This window comes from Pseudundibacterium arcticum, assembly GCF_042646465.1.
GTDB classification, from domain to species: Bacteria; Pseudomonadota; Gammaproteobacteria; order Burkholderiales; family Burkholderiaceae_D; genus Undibacterium_A; species Undibacterium_A arcticum.
Genome location: NZ_JBHRTP010000036.1, coordinates 14207 through 30117 on the forward strand (window position 1 = coordinate 14207; position 15911 = coordinate 30117).

Annotated in this window: 14 protein-coding genes and 1 pseudogene; 9 read left to right on the forward strand and 6 right to left on the reverse strand. The window is 57.1% G+C overall.

From position 1 onward, the window contains the following. Window positions 1-120 precede the first annotated feature (120 nt). From ACFOFO_RS12095 to ACFOFO_RS12130, 8 genes are all read left to right on the forward strand, one after another. Window positions 121-1539 (forward strand): amidohydrolase family protein, encoded by a 1419-nt coding sequence (locus ACFOFO_RS12095; protein WP_390323267.1) that lies wholly within the window; start codon window positions 121-123, stop codon window positions 1537-1539. 196 nt (window positions 1540-1735) lie between these two features. Next, window positions 1736-2509: a porin gene (locus ACFOFO_RS12100; RefSeq protein WP_390331608.1), complete on the forward strand. Its 774-nt coding sequence runs from the start codon at window positions 1736-1738 to the stop codon at window positions 2507-2509. A gap of 2 nt (window positions 2510-2511) precedes the next feature. Beyond that, window positions 2512-2727: a porin gene (locus ACFOFO_RS12105; protein WP_390331610.1), complete on the forward strand. Its 216-nt coding sequence runs from the start codon at window positions 2512-2514 to the stop codon at window positions 2725-2727. Window positions 2728-2939: 212 nt separating this feature from the next. Then, a complete protein-coding gene (locus tag ACFOFO_RS12110) occupies window positions 2940-3881 on the forward strand; it encodes a LysR substrate-binding domain-containing protein (protein ID WP_390331611.1) in 942 nt (313 codons plus the stop codon). 364 nt (window positions 3882-4245) lie between these two features. Then, entirely contained in the window at window positions 4246-5160 is a 915-nt protein-coding gene (locus ACFOFO_RS12115) for an amidohydrolase family protein (protein ID WP_390323271.1), read from the forward strand. Window positions 5161-5223: 63 nt separating this feature from the next. Continuing rightward, on the forward strand, window positions 5224-6138 hold the full coding sequence (locus ACFOFO_RS12120; RefSeq protein WP_390323273.1) for an amidohydrolase family protein: 915 nt from the start codon (window positions 5224-5226) through the stop codon (window positions 6136-6138). A 71-nt stretch (window positions 6139-6209) separates the two neighbouring features. After that, entirely contained in the window at window positions 6210-7592 is a 1383-nt protein-coding gene (locus ACFOFO_RS12125) for a UbiD family decarboxylase (protein ID WP_390323274.1), read from the forward strand. A gap of 82 nt (window positions 7593-7674) precedes the next feature. Beyond that, entirely contained in the window at window positions 7675-8403 is a 729-nt protein-coding gene (locus ACFOFO_RS12130) for a maleate cis-trans isomerase family protein (protein ID WP_390323276.1), read from the forward strand. Window positions 8404-8661: 258 nt separating this feature from the next. On the opposite strand, the gene ACFOFO_RS12135 is transcribed toward ACFOFO_RS12130, so the two are convergent. The 6 genes and pseudogenes from ACFOFO_RS12135 to ACFOFO_RS12160 form a co-directional block, all read right to left on the reverse strand. Next, window positions 8662-8997 carry an HAD family hydrolase gene (locus ACFOFO_RS12135; protein WP_390323277.1) on the reverse strand — a complete coding sequence of 112 codons (336 nt, stop codon included), beginning with the start codon at window positions 8995-8997 and terminating at the stop codon, window positions 8662-8664. A 74-nt stretch (window positions 8998-9071) separates the two neighbouring features. Next, window positions 9072-9581: pseudogene (locus ACFOFO_RS12140) on the reverse strand (alpha/beta hydrolase-fold protein); the annotation flags it as partial. A gap of 380 nt (window positions 9582-9961) precedes the next feature. Continuing rightward, window positions 9962-10774 (reverse strand): outer envelope protein, encoded by an 813-nt coding sequence (locus ACFOFO_RS12145; protein ID WP_390327978.1) that lies wholly within the window; start codon window positions 10772-10774, stop codon window positions 9962-9964. Between the two features lie 188 nt (window positions 10775-10962). Continuing rightward, the gene (locus ACFOFO_RS12150) at window positions 10963-13248 is read right to left on the reverse strand and encodes a xanthine dehydrogenase family protein molybdopterin-binding subunit (protein ID WP_390331655.1); all 2286 of its coding nucleotides are present in this window, start codon (window positions 13246-13248) and stop codon (window positions 10963-10965) included. Then, complete coding sequence (locus tag ACFOFO_RS12155) at window positions 13248-13739, reverse strand: (2Fe-2S)-binding protein (protein ID WP_390323279.1); 492 nt, start codon at window positions 13737-13739, stop codon at window positions 13248-13250. The genes ACFOFO_RS12150 and ACFOFO_RS12155 overlap by 1 nt, the downstream gene beginning before the upstream one ends. Further along, entirely contained in the window at window positions 13736-14599 is an 864-nt protein-coding gene (locus ACFOFO_RS12160) for an FAD binding domain-containing protein (RefSeq protein ID WP_390323280.1), read from the reverse strand. The genes ACFOFO_RS12155 and ACFOFO_RS12160 overlap by 4 nt, the downstream gene beginning before the upstream one ends. Before the next feature lie 265 nt (window positions 14600-14864). Between ACFOFO_RS12160 and ACFOFO_RS12165 the strand changes: the two genes are divergently transcribed. Then, window positions 14865-15776, forward strand: coding sequence for a LysR family transcriptional regulator (locus ACFOFO_RS12165; RefSeq protein ID WP_390331613.1), 912 nt, complete (start codon window positions 14865-14867; stop codon window positions 15774-15776). Window positions 15777-15911: the final 135 nt, after the last annotated feature.

A 15911-nucleotide genomic window follows, 5' to 3' on the forward strand; every position in this document is an offset into this window, starting at 1 on the left:
CGCAGCTCAACTGCTCTCAGGGGCAGCTGAGCTGCAGGTCGCCCCATCGGCGCGGGCTGAATCATGAAGATGAAACCCACCCCTGCCGGACCCGTTTGATTTGAAGAAAGTAGCGTGGAAATGACAAACAGCATTCTGATCAAAAACGCACACAGCATCCTTACCGGAAGACGCGGCGACGATGCCCGCAGCTCGGCCAGCGACCTGCGCATCGACCAGGGCGTCATCATCGAAATGGGGCGCGATCTGGAGGCCCAACCTGGCGAACGGATTCTCGACGCCCGCGACTGCGTTATCTACCCGGGATGGGTGAACACGCATCACCATCTGTTCCAGTCGCTGCTCAAGGGTGTCCCGGCCGGAATCAATCTCACTCTGAGCCCGTGGCTGCAGGCCGTTCCCTTTATCTATCGCCGCTCCTTCCACGAAGAGCGCTTGCGTCTGGCGGCACGGATCGGCATTGTCGAGCTGATGCTGTCGGGATGCACCACCATCGCCGACCATCACTACATCTATTACCCCGGCATGTCCTACGATGCGTCGGCCGCACTGTTCGACGAAGCAGCCGCTCTGGGCGTACGGTTCATGTTGCATCGGGGCGGCGCGACCGTCACCCGCAAGCTGGAAGCAAATGATCGAAACTATTTCGAGCCAGAAACCCTGGACGGAATGATATCCGAGATCGAGCGCACTGCGGCGCGCTTCCATCAAAACGGGGTGCGACCGCGCACGCGCGTCGCCATGGCACCGACCACGGTCACCGTGTCCGTGCAGCGCAACGAGCTGAAGCTGATCGCGAGTGCTGCCCGCAGCATGGGCATTCCGATGCACACCCATATGTCGGAATCAGTCACATTCATGGAGCACTGTCGCGAGGCGTTTGGCTGCCTGCCGATCGAATATCTCGCCGAAAACGAATGGATCGGTCCCGACGTTTCCTTGGCGCATCTGACGCATCTGACCGATGCCGAGATGCGGATTTTGGGCGCGTCCGGTACAGGCATGGCGCATTGCCCGCAAAGCAATGCACGGCTGGCCGACGGCATAGCCAGCGCGCCGGCGCTGGACCGATTGGGCGCTGCGGTTTCCATCGGAGTCGACGGCGCCGCCTCCAATGAAGCGGCCGACATGCTCAGCGAGGTGCATTTTTGCTGGCTGATGCACCGGGCCCATGCGGGCGCCGCCACCCGCCCGCGGCCGGAGGGCGCTGGTGAGGCCGGCGCCGATAGCGTCACTGTCGAGCAGGTCGTGCATTGGGCCACGGCCGGCGGCGCACGCATGCTGGGCTTCGACGGGGTCGGCACTTTGGCCGTCGGCCAAGCGGCCGACCTGGCGGTATATGACCTTGATGCACCGCGTTACTTCGGTCTGCACGATATGGCCATCGGCCCGGTTGTGAGCGCCGGCAGACCTCGCCTGAAATGGCTGTTGGTCGACGGCCGCATCGTCGTCGAAGATGACGCGATTCCTGGTTTGGACATGGCGCAGTTGCGCGCCCAGGCGCGCGCCGACGTGTTGTGTTTGATGAAGGACACATGAACGACGGGTCTGCATGCCGATCAGCGGACATCGATGTTTTCACCGTCCGGGAACCAACCTCGGTTTATTAAAATTTGCATCACAACAGGAGATGCCATGCAACAAAACAGCTATAAATTAAAAAAACTGCTGCTCTTGGCTTCGTTGAGCCTTCACGACGCCGGTCATCGCGCAGACCAGCGTCACTGTCACCGGTGTGGTCGACACCTATGTCGGGTCCATGCGCAATAGCGGAGACACTGCCGGCCGCTCCGTGGTCAACAGCGGCGGCATGACGACGTCGTGGTTCGGCTTCAAGGGCAGCGAAGATCTCGGCGGCGGCTTGAAAGCGAAGTTCGCACTGACCAGCTACTTCAAGGGCGACAGCGGGCAATCCGGCCGCTTCCCGAGAGATACTTTCTGGTCGCGCGATGCCAACGTCGGACTCGCCGGCAGCTTCGGCGCGGTCTCGGTAGGCCGCGGCCTGGCACCGAATTTCCTGTCATCTGTCATATTCAATCCGTTCGGCAATTCGTTTACTTTCTCGCCTCTCATTCTGCAGATGGATGTGCCATTGTTCAATGCGTCCGGCTGGAGCAATTCAGTGCAGGGCGATACCGGCTGGAGCAACGGGATTATTTACCGCACGCCCGATATGGGTGGTCTGACCGCTAATATCCACTACCAGTTCGGCGAAGTCGCCGGCGGCAGCAGCAAGTACAACGCTGGTGCCAACGTCCTCTATTTCCGCGGCCCGCTGGCATTGACCGCGTTCTATCACAATCTGAAGATCAACAACCCTCTCAGTCCGCCAATCGGCAATGTGCAGCCGGCTGGCAATATCCCATTGCCGTCCGGGCAGTTCGCAACACGCCAGTCAGCATGGATGGTCGGCGGCAGCTATGACTTCACCGCGGCCAAATTGTTTGCGACATATGGCAAAACCTCGCATGATATCGACTTCGCCGACAAGACGCTTTCGCTGGGGTGAGCGTGCCTGTCGGCGGTGGAAAAATCCTCGCGGCATGGGCACAAACCAAGCGTAGCGGCGCAGCGTTCGGCGCTGATCAAAAATGTGACACCGCTTCCGTCGGCTACGATTACGATCTGTCCAAACGTACAGACCTGTATGCGGTTTACATGAACGACAAGATCACCAGGCAGTCTGCAGGCAATAGCTTTGGCCTTGGTGTCCGCCATCGCTTCTGATCCGATTGGCGGCTATGGAAACCAGCGCTTGCGAGCGCTTTTTTTACCAACTTTCTGTGGCTCCGATGCTTTTGGATAGGTATAAAAAATCGATGCAAAAAAATGCGACATCATCCGGTTTTTTTAAGGCCGTTACCAGATAGATTTTTTTGATTGCGTCTTCATCGAACATCCGGTTTATTTGGCATCCCATTATTCATATCGAGGCCACCATGTCGGACTTGCCAGTCCATCTAGACATCCATTTGATTCGGGTCCTGTATTTGCTTCTCTGCGAGAAAAGCGTGTCTCGTGTCGCACTTAAGCTGAACCTGCCGCAATCCTCTATCTCGACATCTCTTCGCAAGCTGCGCGACCTGACCGGTGATCCGTTGCTGGTGCGCGGCAGGCACGGAATGGTGCCCACGCTGCACGGGGAAAGCCTGCTCAAACCGGCCAAACGCATCCTGGATAGAACCGATTGTCTATTCGCGCAAAAATTGTCGTTCATGCCGGAATATGAAGGACGAATATTTCATATCGCCGCGCCCGATTATCTGGATAGCCAGTTTTTGCCAAGCATCGTTGCCGGCGTGAGGCGCGAATCGCCCAAGAGCCGCGTAGTCATTCATGGATTGGGGCCGAAAACGGACTACATCAAGCTGCTGTCCGACGGCGAGCTCGACCTGGTCATCGCGAACTGGGACCAGCCGCCGCAGCAGCATCTACATATATTCACACTGTTTGAAGACCAGATCGCCTGCGTCATGCGGGGCGATTGCGCGTATGCGCTGCGCACCGGGCCCAACGAGATGACGGTGGAAGACTATTTTTCTTTGCCACATATCGCGCCATCCCCGATGCTGCCCGGGTATTTTGGCGTCATTGAATCCTTTCTCGCCAGCCAAAACTTGCGCCGTAACGTCGTAGTCGAATCGGCATATTTTGGTTTGATCCCAGATATGCTGACACGCACCGATCTGGTACTGACAACCGGGCGCCAGTTCATGCGATTCTATGAAAAAATTCTTCCGCTCAAGAGCTTTACCGTGCCGATCAAATTTCCATTGATGCGGTTTTATCAAATGTGGCACGAACGCATGCACCACGGTCCCGAGCACATATGGTTGCGCGAACTGGTCAGCACAGCGGCGAAATCGCTGTTGGCAAAATAGTTGCCTGCTGTCCCCTCCGTCTAAGTGCATGCGGTTCCTACTTGATCCGTATGCGATTCATTGAAAGCGTCACGCTATCTATCAGCAATACCGATATATCAAATTTTTTATAAATTTCGTCTTGACTGTCCAGTTCCAAGAAAGGTATAACTTACCCTTGTAAGTGGGTAGAAGCGTTCAATTGAACATCCAGCGGTGCAAAGCCGCAACAGTTCAATAGGAGATTGCTCACTGGCGGAGTACTCGTCAGTGGGGTTTCAATTCTTCTATAGCACGCCCCCCTGACAGTCTTCCAGAAGCAGAGCGCAAATCTTGATTTGAGACTTGCGTATCCCCAACCTGAAGTACTGTGAGGAGAACCCACATGATTGTCGACACCAGTTGTTATCCCACCAACCTCGTCGATCTCGCCTGGCGACACGACGGTGAACCCTTCACCGGCGAACGCTTGATCAAAATGATGGATGGCCCTTATACGATCAACGGCAAGCCACGCCGAATCGACAAAGCCTTCATCCAGCCGCCGCAAGGCAACACCATCTACACCTGGACAGACGGCGAGCTCTCCGGTCGCGAGTCGATCGACGCCTACATGGCCTACACGGTCGAGCTAGTGCAAAAATATCCCGATCGCTTACTCGGCTGCTTCGTCTACAACCCGCGCTGCGGCGTAGAGAATGGCGTGAAGGCAATCGAGTACTACGCGCAGGAACTCGGCTTCAAGATGGTCCAGTTCCAAGCCAATATGCACGCGTACCGGCCTGACCGCGCGCTCGATTGGCTGCGTCCCGCGTTAAAAAAATGTGCTGAACTCGGCTTGCTGGTCAAGCTGCACACCGGCGATGGCCCGTACAGCATCCCGACCGAATGGGTGCCGATGATCAAGGAATTCCCAACGGTGAATTTCATCATGGCGCACTTCGGCGTGCAGACCGGTGGTGTCTACTGCTTCGAGCCATTCCAGATGGCGATGGATATGCCGAACGTGTATTGCGAGTCCAGTTGGTGTCTGCAATCGCGCATCGTCGAGTTCGCCAAAGTACTGCCTAAGCACAAGATTTTGTTCGGATCCGATACGCCTCCGAATGAACCGGGGATGTGGCTGCGTTTGCTCGAAGTGCTGTGCTTCGAGCCGCCGCAGGGCTTGAATCTCGATGAAGATACGCTGGAGGATTACCTTGGCAACAACCTCGCCAAGATGATCGGCCTCGAACCGAGTCCACCGCCGCGCAGCGTAGAGGAGGCGCAGGCCCATCTGGCAAAAATTAACAATAAGTGAGCAAACGCTGAGTACTCGACATATTCCGCGCGCATTCCCACTACCTAATTCTGGAGTTTATCAATGATTATCGACACCCATCTGCACCCGACCAACCTGGTGGATGAAGCATGGCGCCACACCGGCGAACCGTTCAACGGCGAGCGTATGCTCAAAATGATGGACGGCCCCTACATGATCAACGGCAAGCCACGCCGCATCGACATGGGTTTCATCCAGCCTCCGCCGGGTAACACTGGCTATCGTGACGGCAACCGCCGAGGTCGCGATGGTATTCGCGACTATATGGCTTATATCGCTGAACTCTGCCAAAAGTATCCTGACCGTTTCATCGGCAACTTCACCTTCAATCCGCGTTGGGGCCCCGAAGAAGGTGCGCTCGAACTTGAATTCCATATCAAGGAATATGGCTTCAAGATGCTCAAGCTGCATGCCAACATGCACGGCTACCGGCCTGATCGCGCGTTGGACTGGTTGCGTCCGGCAATGAAGGTGTGCGCAAAGTACAACATCGTGGTGCTGATCCATACCGGCGACGGACCGTACACGATCCCGACCCAGTTCTACCCGATCATCCGCGAGTTTCCGATGGTGAATTTCATCATCGGCCACTTCGGTATTCAGACCGGCGGCAACTACTCATTCGAGGCGTTCTGGATGGCGATGGACACACCGAATGTGGTGTGCGAATCGGGCTGGTGCTTCCAGTCGCGCATCGTCGAGTTTGCCAAGCAACTGCCGCGCAACAAGATCGTATTTGGCACCGACACGCCGCCGAATGAACCGGGCATGTGGCTGCGCGAACTCGAAGTACTGTGTTCGCCTGCGCCGCAAGGCATGGGTCTCGACGAGGAAGGGCTGGAGGACTACATGGGCAACAACATCGCGCGACTGTGCGGCATCAAGACGACGCCGCCACCGCGCACCATGGAGGAAGCGCAAGCCCGACTGACCGACACCTATGCCGGCGTGAAGTAAGGCAATAAAGTTACACGCGGCGCACGGGCTAGTCCTGTGCGCCGTCGAGCCAACTGAAAAGAGAAAACGAAATGACGCTGTCACATTCGCCAGGCCACCAGGATTTCCACCAGTTTCTACGCAGTTATCGCGAGTCGCATCCCGACGATGTGTTGACAGTCCAGGAAGAGGTCAGTACCGATCAGGACGCCACCGCTGTTGTCTGGGAGCTTGCAGCGCAAGGGCGGCATCCGCTGGTCGTGTTCGAGCAAGTCAGAGACCTTGGGGCAACGCTTGTCACCAACATGTTCGCTTCGCGTCAACGAGTCGGACGGATGCTTGGTGTGGATGCAGCGCGCATTCACGAGGAATATCAGGCGCGCACACGCCAGCTGATGCCACCGCGCTTGGTCAGCACAGGTCCCGTGCTCGACTCGGTCGAGCAAAGCCGGATCGATCTCGGCACGCTGCCGATCATCAAGCATTTCGCCACTGATCGGGGACCGTACATTACCAACGCCATCATTATTGCCGAACACCCCGACACAGGTGTCGGCAATATGAGCTATCACCGCTCGATGTTGCACTCGCCAACCGAGATCGCAACCAGCCTGCATTCGCGCGGGCATTTATGGCGTTTGCTGCAAATTGCGATCGAACGTCGCCAACCGATGCCGGTGGCGATGGTGATCGGCGCACACCCGTTGTTCATGCTGGCCGGCGCAGCGCGTCTGCCGTTTGGCGTCGACGAGCGCCACGTGGCCGGCGGCCTGTTCGGTGAGCCGCTGGAAGTCGTGCGTACACCGAAGTATGGCATCGCCGTGCCGGCATCAGCCGAGTTTGTGCTGGAAGGCGTGATCGATCCGGATGCGCGGGTCGAAGAAGGACCGTTCGGCGAATTCACCGGTTATTCGTCAGACCGCTCGACCAATAATTTGTTGCGCGTGGAGTCTATCCTGCGCCGGCGCGATGCGATTCTGGTCGATGTGGTCGGCGGCAATTCAGCCGAGCATTTAAACCTGGGACGCATTCCGCGCGAATCGGAGATGGTCGAGAAACTGCGCGAGCGTTTTCCGAGCGTCACCGCGGTCCACTACCCGAGCTCCGGCACCCACTTCCATGCTTACGTAGCGGTCAAGCAGATGCGGCCGGGCGAAGCGCGTCAAGTGATGCTGGGCTTGCTGGGATGGGACCCTTATCTGAAGACGGTCATTGCGGTCGATGCGGATGTTGACGTGACGCGCGACGAAGAGGTGCTGTGGGCGGTAGCTACGCATTTGCAGCCGCACCTTGATGTGGTGATCATCGATGGCTTGCCGGGTAGCGCGCTAGATCCATCAGCGTCCGGCGCTGGTACCACTTCGCGCATGGGACTGGATGCAACGCGTGGCCCGAACTTCGATGGCGTGCGCGCTGAAATTGGTTCGGATGCGATCGCACGGGCAGCGCAGATTCTCGCGCGAGTCCGAGCTTGATTGCTGACGAGAAAAAATTCCGGTGTGATTACGCGCATTGCACATCATAACCATTTTGCAAAATTATTCATGGAGTATTTAAATGACAAAACGCATTCTGCTTGGCATGTTGACCCCTTCGTCCAATACCGCGTTGGAACCGATCACGAGTGCCATGATCCATGGCCTGCCTGGGGTCTCGGCCCACTTTTCGCGCTTCACCGTGACTGAAATCTCGCTGCGCGACCAGGCGCTCGGCCAGTTCGACGACAGCAAGATCATCGCGGCAGCCAAGCTGCTGGCCGATGCCAAGGTCGACGTGATTGGCTGGAGCGGCACGTCGTCCGGTTGGCTCGGCTTTGAAGCAGATCAACGGTTATGCCAGCGCATCACTGAGGCGACCGGGATTCCGGCGACCACATCGGTACTCGCGTTAAACGAAATTATGGAAAAAACAGATGCAAATGATTTCGGCCTTGTCACTCCTTACCTTGACAATGTTCAAGAAAAAATTGTTGCCAACTATGGTCGCTCCGGTTTCAACTGTGTCGCCGAGCGTCACCTGAATCTGCATGTGAATTTTTCTTTTTCGGAAGTGACGGAAGATCAGATTCGCGACATGGTGCGCGATGTGGCAAAACAAAAACCGAAAGCGATTTCAACTTTTTGTACCAATTTGAAAGCAGCGCATCTGGTGCCGGAGCTGGAAGAGGAAATTGGCGTACCCATCTACGATACGATCTCGACCGTGGTGTGGAAATCATTGCGCATGGCCGGCTACGACACCCGTCAACTGACAGGCTGGGGGCGTTTGTTTCAGGAAGTCGCATAACAGCCGGGTAGGGTGGGCACAAGGTGCCCACGCGGTCATCGATATCTTCGTTATCAATTTATATTGTGTAGGAGCCTGCCGGACTTAGGGCTAGGCGCCCCCTAAGAATCGGCTGCAAAAGCGCCTGAGCGGTCTATATTTCATTGATTTTTTGGTCAATAGTCCCGCTATGACACAAAAAATCAGCAAAATCTGTCCTCGCTCAGCCACTCTTTCGCTTCGACTCCCTAAGTCCGACAGGCTCCTTGCAGATCAAACTCACACGCCTACTTCGATGGCCTGGATTGCCGCCCAATCGACCTTGGGCGCCACGCAAGCACCGCGTGCAATGATGGTCTCGTAGCAGCGCGCCTTGGTGGTTTGGATCGCATCAATCAAAAAGTCGGCATCGTAGGCTTTAAGCAGATGCGGCTGATTCGTTTGCAGATAAATGCGGATGCGCTCTTTCTCGCATGCGTTGCGCCGCAGCGCATGGTAGGTATCGGCGTCCCAGTGCCATCTCAGGCCGAGTTCGTAAAATGCAGCGTTATAGGCGCTCAGATGAAATTCTTCTGTCGCGTACGCAGAATGTCTATCAATTATGTCATTCGACATGGCAGCTTTCCATCCAAATTTATACTTCGCAGCGGGAAGTGTGCCGGCAGCGCAACCCGCGCTGGCGGTGGTACGCCGCCGATAGAGTGACCGAAAATGCCTTGCTGTGCGGGATCTACGCGGAAGTGTGACGCGACAAGTTGAGGCAACTCCCTGGTCACGTAGCTGTACATCTTGAAATGGGTGGACCAAGGTAACTCGGTAGCATCCACATAAAAACTCGCGCCAAGACCGAAAGTCCAGTCGTCCGCCTCACCCGCAATGTTCGCGGTCCGCGGACTCGTGTCTGGCGAAACGAGCGCCAGTCCCAGTGTCGCGGCCAACGCCGCAGCCTGGCCTTTTGCGAAGAACGTTTCTTCGGTACATGTGAGGCCTGCGAGATAGTAGAGCACCGGCACGCGACGGTATGCAGCCTGCGGCGGAAGATAAATTCCAAATCGCATGGGCAGGCCGATTTTTTCTGAGGAATGCTTGAGAAAGACCTGAACTCCGCCATGGCAGGCGCTGGTTGAGATAACTTCAAGGTTCGCGTGATTCTCGTCTGAAAAAGAACGGGTCAGGTAAGGTTCGAGTAAAGAAAGCATGATTGAGTTGTATTTTGACTGCAAAAAAAACCGGGCCACTGCATCGCAGTCGCCCGGCAAACCGTTAACCTCCAAGATCGTCATCTCGCACGACACCATGCGCGCGGGTGAATCAGAGAGCCCATCCGCTGCGACGAATGGCGTGCGCTGCGATGCACCGGTAACTTTACTGCTGTTATTGCCGTACTTATTTTTCCAATACTCCAACCCGAATCCCACTCGAACAAGTCCCTTATCACTGGCGAGCCCCGATATCGAACATGATCTTCGGATGAATCAGCAGCGCCGCCTTCGTGTTCGCACCAAAATTACGGCAACCTCGGTACCGACAAAGAACATGCAGTCGGCGTGGCGCCGATGACGGTGCGTGCGCTTGTGCGTCAGAAGTGGTATTCGATGCGTGCCATCGGTGTTTTGGCGAGGGAGCCGGGCACGGACGACGGATTGCCGAACTTGTTATGCCAGTATTGATACTCGAGGCCGGCCCGCAGCGTGTTTCTGCCGAGGCCCAGAGGTGTGCCAAGGTCGTACATCACCTGCGCATCGATATTCAGTTCCGGAGCGGTATCGCCGCCGAATTCGTTCCGCCCCTTGGCGGCAATGTAGTTCATGTAACCTTCGAAAGCTAGGCCAGTGGAACTGATTGGGATGCCCCATGCCGCATTGAGCATCGGGTGCAGGTCGTAGGTGTAGCGGCTGGATATGCCAACCGGCCGGTTGCTTTCATGCATCAACAGCAGACTGATATTCAGAAAGCCCGGCACGTCCATCATTAACGTTGGCCCTAACAGCAGCATGCGCTTTTTCGATGCATAACCGGTGTCGCTCTTGGTGTTCCAGTCGAACCCGGCTGTCAGGCCAAGGCCGCGAACCGGGCCGAAGGCGAGGTTTTTTCCGGAAATTTTCCCCATATCCAGGGTGTGGCGATAAACGACATAGGCTTCCTGCGCGTTGTCGTCCTTGCTGTCGGATTGCAGCAAGTCCACGTTGAAATAGTTCGAGCCATATTTGTAGCCGCTAGCGTGAGTCAGGTTGAAAATGTTCTTCGTAATGTCCTGCCCGTTGAACGGTTCGGCAAAGTGGGTGCCGTAGCGATAGCCGATCGATGTATCACTCCAGTCGGCTGCACCGGCCGGCTGGATACTGGCCAGTGCAGTTACTCCTGTCAGTACGCAGGATACGAGCTTGCCCATTTTTATTGCCACTTGCTTTGCCATGATGCTGATCTCCAAAAGAGAAGTTGATAATCAAAAAAGAATTAAGGAGCGACGTTTTAACCGGTTGCGGCAAGGCTTGCCATGTATCGAAAGTCAATATAAATGGTATTCCAAATTAAAATAATGGTATACCAAAAATATTTTAGATCGAAGATTATCAGATGTTACTGGCGCACTTCCTGTTCCGCTTTTTGCCTCAGCGCCTGCAACACTTGCTCCGGCTTGATCGGGTAGTGGCGGAAGCGCACGCCGATGGCGTCATACACGGCGTTGGCGATGGCCGGGCCAATGGCGACGATCGGGTCCTCGCCAACACCTTTGGCACCGAAGGGCCCGCCAGGATCGGGCGCAGTCTCCAGGATGACGGTGTGGATCGGCGGCATGTCCATCGATAGCGGCATTTTGTAATCGACAAAGTTGGCATTCAGCGAACGCCCGGTGCGCATGTCGATCTGGTAGTCCTCATACAGCGTATGTCCGATGCCTTGCTGGATGCCACCCTCGATCTGGCCCGCTGCCGCGACCGGATGAATGACCTTGCCGATTTCATGCACGGGGATCACCTGGGCCACGGTGATGTATCCGGTCTCGATGTCCACCTGGACCTCGACGAAGTGGGCCGCAAACGAGTACGACTTGGTCGGATGATAGGTGGCCGTGCCGACGAACTGCGCGGCCGGGATGCCCTTTTTGGGGCTCACTGCTTCGCGCACCGTCATACTACGCGGGTGAACGCCGCGTACCGTAATCTCGCCCTGACTGACTTCAAGATCCTCCGGTGCCGCATCGAGTTGTTCCGCGGCGCGCTTAAGCAGCTGCGACTTGACAGAGCTGGCGGCCATCTGTGCGGCGCGCCCGCCCATATAGGTGGTGTGGCTGGCAAAGGCGCCAATGTCCCAGGGCACGACATCGGTGTCGCCATGCACCACCGCCACGTCTTCGAATTTCACGCCCAGCTCTTCGGCCACAATCTGGGCCAGCGCGGTATGTGCACCGGTGCCCAAGCCAGCGGTTCCGGTGAGTAGCACCACGGTGCCATCCTCGTTCATTTTAACGATGGCGTTGCCTTGCTCCTTGATGCCTGGATAGGCGCTGCTGCCATGCATCTCACAGCCGATACCCCAGCCGCCGCGCATCGGCCCGTCGGTTTTGCGGGTACGCTGGCGCAGTGCGGCCCAGTCCGTCAGTTGCCGGCCCGTGGTGATGCAATCTTCTAGGCCATGGCCGATAAGCGGATGGTTGGAAGGCGCGATGTCGCCTTCGCGCACGGCGTTCTTCAGCTTGAGTTCAAGCGGGTCGATGCCGAGCTGAACGGCTGCCTCATCCATCTGGATATCGAGCGCGTAGTAGGTTTGCACCACACCGTAGCCACGGAACGCACCGGCGATTGGGCTGTTGGTGTAGACGCAACGGCCTTCGAGAAGAATGTTGTCGCAGCGATAGAGTGACAATAGCGCCGAGGTTCCGACGATGGTGACGCCGGGGCCGTGCGATCCATACGCGCCGGAGTTGAAGACCACGCGCGCTTGCCGTGCCGTGATGGTGCCGTCTTTCTTGAAGCCCTGCTTGAGCCATACTTTGGCCGGATGGCGCGAACGGCCGCCGAGAAAGGTCTCCTCGCGGCTGTACTCCATGCGCACCGGTCGCCTGGTTTCTTTGGCCAGCAGCGCGCACAGGAATTCATGTTGAAACAGATCTTGTTTGGCGCCGAAGCCACCACCCATGTGGTCTACCAGCACACGCACTTTGTGCAGCGGCAACCCCAGCACCTCGGCCATGATGCCGCGCACCATGAACGCGGTCTGGGTTGAAATCCACACCGTTAAATTGCCGTTGCCATCCCACTGGCAGGCGCAGACGTTGGGTTCCATATAGGCAGGCGTCGGGCGTCCGCCTTCGTATTCGCCCTCGATGATGACATCGGCCTCGGCAAATCCCTTCTCCACATCGCCGCGCGTAAACTGCACCGGGTTGAGAACCAGGTTACCACCGGGTTCCCGGTCATGGATCAGCGGCGCATCCGGGCGCTGTGCATCTTCGACCGTGAACACCGCCGGCAGTTCTTCGTACTCGACCTCGATCAGAGCTATCGCTTTTTCTGCGATCTCTTCCGTGACGGCTGCGACTACCGCAATACCTTCTCCCCAGTAGCGCACCTTGCTGTCGAGGATGTACTGGTCGCAAGTTACTGACGCTGAACGCGGATGCGGCGAGCCGGCATGCAGCACCCGTGGCACGTTTTCGTGGGTGAGGACCGCCTTGACGCCAGGTAGCGCCAGCGCCTTGCTGACGTCAATGCGCTTGATGTTGGCGTGAGCAACCGTGCTGCGTTTGGTCTTGCCATACAGTAGGCCGGGCAAGATGATGTCGCCGGCATACTTGGCGTCGCCGGTTACTTTGCCCAGCAAGTCGGTACGCTTGACGCTGTTACCAATGATAGAGTGATTCATCATGCTTCCTCTTGCGCTTTGTGGTTCAGCTGGTTGGCGGTCAACGCAATGGCTTCAATGATCTTGGTGTAGCCGGTGCAGCGACAGATGTTGCCCGCGATTGCAAACTTGATCTCATCTTCCGTCGGCGTCGGGTTCTCGTCCAGCAGCGCTTTGGCCATGACGATAATGCCGGGCGTGCAGAAGCCACACTGCGCTGCGCCACATTTCATGAAGTTGTCCTGCAACGGATGCACCTGGTCGCTGGAAGTTTGAATGCCCTCAATCGTCACGATGTTGCAGCCGCGCACCTCGGCTGCCAGCACCAGGCACGAGTTGACCGGCTTGCCATCCAGGATGACGGTGCACGAACCACACTCGCCGACATCGCAGCCTTTCTTGGTGCCGGTCAGCCCACCCTCGTTGCGCAGCGCGTCGAGCAGACTGCGGTGCGGTTCGACCGCTAATTCGCACTGCTCTGAGTTAATTTTGACGGGAATAATCTGTTTCATTGGGCCTCCTTGATTGCCTGTGCGATCGCTCTTCGTGTCAGTACGCTCACCATCTCCCGCCGGTAGCCGGCGCTGCCGCGCACATCGCTGATCGGTCGCGACTCATCCATGGCGGCCAGTGCCGCGGCTGCAATCACCTGGTCGTTGATGGGCTGATCGCGCAACAGGATTTCCGCATGTATCGCCCGCAGTGGCGTTGCTGCCACTGCGGCAAGCACGATGCGTACTTTGCGGCAGATGTTGCCCTCCATTGTCAGGCTCACTGCGACGCCGACGGTGGCCAGTTCCATCGCAATGCGACGGCCGTGCTTGATATACACCTTGCCGGTATGCGGCGGCGGTGGCGGGACCATGAGGTGCGTGACGATTTCATCGGAGCCCAGCGCCGTCTTGCCCGGTCCGGTGAAGAAGTCTTCCAGCGCTACCACACGGTCACCGTCCGGACCGCGAATCTGCAGGGTTGCGCCATCCGCGATCAACGGCGGCAACGTGTCCGCCGAAGGCGACGCGCGGCAGATGTTGCCTACCACTGTCGCCCGATTGCGAACCTGGATCGACGCGAAGTCGGTCGTGGCGCGACATAAGCCGGCGAAGTGTTGCTGCACGACAGCGGAGGTCTCGACGGCGCGGGTCGTCGTCAATGCGCCGATGCGCAAACCGGTGCGCTCGTCATAGTCCAGCTCATCCATTCCCGGGATCTTCTTGATGTTGATGACATGATCGGGCTGGCGGACATGCTCCTTCATCTGGACCAGCAGATCGGTGCCGCCGGCAATCAGGCTCGTTTCTCCTTTGCAGCTCTGCAGCAATGCTACGGCGTCATCGAGCGTTACCGGTTCAAAGTATTCAAAATCTCTCATCAGTCTTCCTTAAAGATTCATAGAGCCACTGCGGCGCGCATCCGGGATGAATCTGGGCATGTCGAGCCCCGGGATACGGTCATCGGTCGTGCAGATTGCGCTATTACGAAAAGGCGGTTGTGCTTGCGTAGTACCAATTGGCCGGCCACGCATCACACTTGTAGCCGCAACTGCTTGTCTTTCGGACGAGGTAATAATGGTCCTTTCCAAACTATCAGTAAATGGCTATAATTCTATTTATTAATCGTATTAGGCTATGAATGATATGAGCAATATGAACGTTTCCCTACGTCAGTTACGTGCATTTATCGCGGTCGCCGCGGAGCAGAACTTCACGCGCGCGGCCGACAAGCTGGATTTGTCCCAGTCATCGGTCAGCACGCTGGTTCACGAGCTGGAAGCCAATCTCGGGTTGCGCCTGTTCGACCGCCATACCCGACTATTGCGCATCACCCAGGCCGGCGCCGAGCTCTTGCCCTTGATGAAGAAGGCAGTGTCCGATATCGACAGCGTGATCCTCAGCTCGAACGAACTGAAAACTCTGGGGCGCGGGCGTGTGTCGATTGCGGCATCCTCGGTGCAAGCAGCCTTATTGTTGCCGCGCTTCATTAAGCAGTTTTGTATTGAGTACCCGGACGTCAAGGTGGAGTTGTATGACGTGGCAGAGCACGAGGTGCCCAAGATGGTGTGCTCGGGCGAAGTCGACTTCGGTATCGGTACAGAATCCGGCAATCGGCTTGATCTCGCGGCGCACCTGCTGTCGGCAGACGCCTTTGTTGTCGTAATGCGCGCGGACCACGCACTTGCGCGCAAACGCGAGCTTCGCTGGCAGGACTTGGTCGATGTTCCGCTGATCGGCCCGCGCCAAGGTAACCCGATTCGCGAGCGGCTCGACCGTGCTCTGGCGACCGAGGGAATCGTTCTCTCGCGTACGCATGAAGCATACCTTCCGCTGACGATGGTCGGGATGGTCGAGGCAGGATTAGGGATAGCCGTTATGAGTACCGCGGTGACTAAACTTGCAACCGGGCTCGGATTGGTGACCCGGACGCTTACGAATCCGGTCATCAAACGCGAGGTGTCGCTGCTTTTTCATGCCGACCGCTCGCTGTCCCCTACGGCGCAGCGCTTCCGCGACTCCTTGGTCCGAAACAAACTCGAGATGTCTCAAGACTGACTCTGGTAGGCTCCCCAGCTGTTTCAAGGAGATTGCCAGAACCAACGCTGAACTCTCACAGCCTAAAAAAAATGGATGCCGAATTGAATCCGGCATCCATCTTATCGCTTCCTGGACATCACAAAAGCGAGGTCC

Bases quoted from the DNA above. Each gene is read 5' to 3' on its own strand.
- ACFOFO_RS12125 (WP_390323274.1), top strand. From the start codon at position 6,210: ATGACGCTGTCACATTCGCCAGGCCACCAGGATTTCCACCAGTTTCTA.
- ACFOFO_RS12160 (WP_390323280.1), bottom strand. From the start codon at position 14,599: ATGAGAGATTTTGAATACTTTGAACCGGTAACGCTCGATGACGCCGTA.
- ACFOFO_RS12115 (WP_390323271.1), top strand. From the start codon at position 4,246: ATGATTGTCGACACCAGTTGTTATCCCACCAACCTCGTCGATCTCGCC.
- ACFOFO_RS12155 (WP_390323279.1), bottom strand. From the start codon at position 13,739: ATGAAACAGATTATTCCCGTCAAAATTAACTCAGAGCAGTGCGAATTA.
- ACFOFO_RS12120 (WP_390323273.1), top strand. From the start codon at position 5,224: ATGATTATCGACACCCATCTGCACCCGACCAACCTGGTGGATGAAGCA.
- ACFOFO_RS12145 (WP_390327978.1), bottom strand. From the start codon at position 10,774: ATGGGCAAGCTCGTATCCTGCGTACTGACAGGAGTAACTGCACTGGCC.
- ACFOFO_RS12165 (WP_390331613.1), top strand. From the start codon at position 14,865: ATGAGCAATATGAACGTTTCCCTACGTCAGTTACGTGCATTTATCGCG.
- ACFOFO_RS12095 (WP_390323267.1), top strand. From the start codon at position 121: ATGACAAACAGCATTCTGATCAAAAACGCACACAGCATCCTTACCGGA.
- ACFOFO_RS12130 (WP_390323276.1), top strand. From the start codon at position 7,675: ATGACAAAACGCATTCTGCTTGGCATGTTGACCCCTTCGTCCAATACC.
- ACFOFO_RS12110 (WP_390331611.1), top strand. From the start codon at position 2,940: ATGTCGGACTTGCCAGTCCATCTAGACATCCATTTGATTCGGGTCCTG.
- ACFOFO_RS12150 (WP_390331655.1), bottom strand. From the start codon at position 13,248: ATGAATCACTCTATCATTGGTAACAGCGTCAAGCGTACCGACTTGCTG.
- ACFOFO_RS12135 (WP_390323277.1), bottom strand. From the start codon at position 8,997: ATGTCGAATGACATAATTGATAGACATTCTGCGTACGCGACAGAAGAA.